Origin of the sequence: Micromonospora sp. B11E3, from assembly GCF_039871625.1 — a bacterium.
GTDB lineage: Bacteria > Actinomycetota > Actinomycetes > Mycobacteriales > Micromonosporaceae > Micromonospora.
The window spans coordinates 1-3205 of record NZ_JBDPMC010000169.1 but is presented as its reverse complement, the minus strand read 5'-3'; the positions used below and the strand labels follow the sequence as shown (position 1 = coordinate 3205).

General features: G+C 67.1%; 3 protein-coding genes. 2 read left to right on the top strand and 1 reads right to left on the bottom strand.

Going from position 1 to position 3205, the window contains the following annotated elements; translation table 11 throughout:
* The coding region (locus ABGB16_RS33300; RefSeq protein WP_347672027.1) for a transposase at window positions 1-1455 on the top strand (1455 nt) is incomplete at its 5' end.
* A gap of 21 nt (window positions 1456-1476) precedes the next feature.
* Complete coding sequence (locus tag ABGB16_RS33295) at window positions 1477-2013, top strand: hypothetical protein (RefSeq protein ID WP_347672026.1); 537 nt, start codon at window positions 1477-1479, stop codon at window positions 2011-2013.
* 316 nt (window positions 2014-2329) lie between these two features.
* Here ABGB16_RS33295 and ABGB16_RS33290 read toward each other — a convergent pair whose 3' ends face one another.
* Complete coding sequence (locus ABGB16_RS33290) at window positions 2330-2578, bottom strand: hypothetical protein (RefSeq protein ID WP_347672025.1); 249 nt, start codon at window positions 2576-2578, stop codon at window positions 2330-2332.
* Window positions 2579-3205: the final 627 nt, after the last annotated feature.

The window sequence follows — 3205 nt, the reverse complement described above, 5'->3', positions numbered from 1 at the left end:
TTCCCGCCGCCGGTGAAGGCCGTGGAGATTCCGAAGGCTGGGGGAGCGGGTGTCCGTGTCCTCGGTGTGCCCACTGTGGATGATCGAATCGCCCAGACTGTGGCGGCCATGTATCTGGAGCCGGAGGGTCTGATCGGCGCCGGTGGTAAACAACGCACCGACTCCACCCACGTGATCAGCGCGGTACGTGACCTCAACCGCCTCGAACTGGCCGGTGAGTCGGTACGGGCCTGCCTGGAAACGTTATCGATGGCCGCACCGGACTGGCTGGCCACGGTGATCGACGTCGGAGAGTGGGCGCACCGGTACGGACCGCGTATCGATTCCTGGCGGCTGCCCGCCTCGCAGGCCAAGCGGGACCGGCTCGCCCATGTCTACGGCACCGACGCCGTCGCCCTGCTACGCGCGGTGTTCGCTGCGCAGGCTCCGGCATGGCTGGCCGAACTGCCCGCCGTGCAGACCCTGCGGGTCGTGCTGGTGCAGAACTATTTGATCACCACCGATAGCAGGGGGCGGGAGGTGATCCGGCGGCGGGAGGCGGACACGGACGGTCTCCCGCCCGCCAGAACACGGATCACCTCGCCGTACGACACCGACACCCGGTGGGCCGCCAAAGGCGACGACCTGTTCTGGAACGGCTACAAGGTCCACCTGACCGAAACCTGCGACCACCACGACGAACCGGACGCTACCAGCGGCCCTGACGGTGAGACCGGTCCCCGTCCGGCGCCGAACCTGATCGTCAACGTGGCCACCACCGCGGCCACCGTCCCCGACGTGAAAGCCACCACCAGCATCCACCAGCAACTGCACGACCGTCGGCTACTACCTGATGAGCACTACCTTGACTCCGGCTATCCCTCGGCCGACACCATCGCCGCCGCCGCCAGCCGCTACCGGGTCACCATGGTCACCCCGACCCTGCTCGACCAGTCCGCCCAGGCCCGCGCCGGTACCGGCTACGACAAGTCCCGCTTCACCATCGACTTCGACACCCGGCAGGTCACCTGCCCCCAAGGACAGACCAACACCAGTTGGAGCCCCGCTGTCCAACGCGGCACCGAGGTCATCGTGGTCAAGTTCGCCGGCGCCACCTGCGGCCCGTGCCAGGCACGAGCGCAGTGCACCACCGCGAAACGCGGCGGCCGGCAACTCACCTTCTACCCCCGCGACCTGCACCACGCCCTGGCCACCGCCCGCACCCAGCAGACCAGCAACAACTGGCAGGACAAATACAAGCTACGCGCCGGCGTCGAAGCCACCATCAACCAGGCCCTCGACATCACCGGCATCCGCCACGCCCGCTACCACGGCATCGCGAAGACCCGCCTCCAACACGTGTTCTCCGCGACCGCCCTCAACCTCGTCCGACTCCACGCCTGGTGGACCGAACGCCCCCTACCAACAGCCCGGACCAGCAACCTCAGCCGCCTTGACCTCGCCCTCGCCGCCTGATCCGAATTCGGCAGCAGAGTCATGGCCAGCGCCAAACGCAACGAACTGATCCACCGGCTGCTGGCCGGACAATGCGCGCTCTGCGAGTCCACTGACAGGTTGGAAGTCCACCACCTGCGAAAACTCGCCGACCTCAACCGTCACGACCGGCCCGACAAACCCGCATGGGTGCACCTCATGGCGAAACGGCGCCGCAAGACCCTGGTCATCTGCCGGACCTGCCACGAGGACATCCACGCCGGCCGGATGGCGCATCCCTCCGGAACTGACCACTGGAGAGCCGTGTGTCAGGGAAACCGACCAGCACGGTTCGGGAAGAGGCCGACAGAAAAGGACCCACACCACGGGCACCTCGCTGGCGGCCCACTTCACTCGGCGAGCGGCCTGGAGAAACGGGCTGGTGGCAACACCAGCACCGCGCTCCAGGCCGACTCAACCGCCACTCCGCACTCGGCTACCTCAGCCCCGCCAACTACGAACAAACCCTCACACCGACTACGCTGCAACAGATCGCGGCATAACCCGGTGTCCACATCCCGGGGGAACCTCACCCCTTGAGCAGCCGGGCAGGGACGGTGAAATCCGGCCCTCCTGACTCATCCGTGGGTGGACAAATCGGGAGCGAAGCGACATCGAGTCTCGGTTTTCCTTGCGGCGCACGGCGCCGGGGCAGGCCACCGGCCTGCCCGCAAGCCTGACCAACGGGACCGCAGAGGCTCCGGGGTCAAGGGCGGCCGTAGGGCCGTCGCGCAGCGACGCGAAGCGCCCTTGAGGTCGGAGGGGCGGTCCCGCAGGCTTGCGCCGCAAGGGAAACCCTGCCAGCAATGCACAGGACCGGACAAAACCCGCCTCCATTGTCCTCATGATCACGCGATCATGGACCCACGGAAGCAGCAGGGGAGCCTGAAATCCACGCCGACCCCCCGTCCGGGTCGTGGATGTCAGTGCCGTCGAGTAACAGGCCGGTCGATGAGCTTTGGCCGGAGAAGTGGACGACGTGCGGGCGCTGGTTGCTCAGTCTGTGGAAGAGGTCGTCGGCCGTTGCCGCTGTCGGGGGCTCGATGGCGACCAGGTCGCGGTGTAGCGCCGGCGGCGATCCGGGACGGTCGGCGATCAGCGTCATCAGGGCTTCTCCACTGAGGTGCGCGGGTGCAGGAGGTGCCGTCGGCCCACGGTTCGGGTGCAGGCCCGGCCAACACCTCGGCGAGCGTGCCGGTCCCGAGCGGTGCGACCTCGACGCCAAGGTCGGCGTGCCGGGCGATCAGGTGTCAGCGCCACACCGATCCGCGTCGCCTGGCCGGTTCAGGGGAGTGAGTGGCAGGCGACGACGCAAGTTTCTTGAGAGCTGCGTCACAGTGGCTTTTTCGCGCCCTCGTCGGTCACTCAGTGTCAGCGAGGCGTCCTGGGTGGTCGCACTCATTGTGACCGGGAGTGTCACTGCTGGTTCGTTAAGTGAGCCGGCTTCGTTCTTCCCGCGGCGTGCGGGGTCCGCACTTCACCTCGGAGGATGCCGGGATCCCAGATCCGGTGCGGGCTTGCCGAGCGGCGGCCGGAGCCGCTCCGGCGGTCGCTCGCCGGGTGTTGCGCCAAGTAGTTGACATGCTCAGAGAGTTACATGTTTGACGGCTCTTCGAACTTAAGCGGGGTTGAGGTGTCCGCGGTGGCGTCGCGTGGTGGTGGTGCGGGTGCGTAGGCGTTGGTTTTCGGGGTTTCGGAAGCCGTAGGCGTCGCGGGCGATGGTTTTGATAAC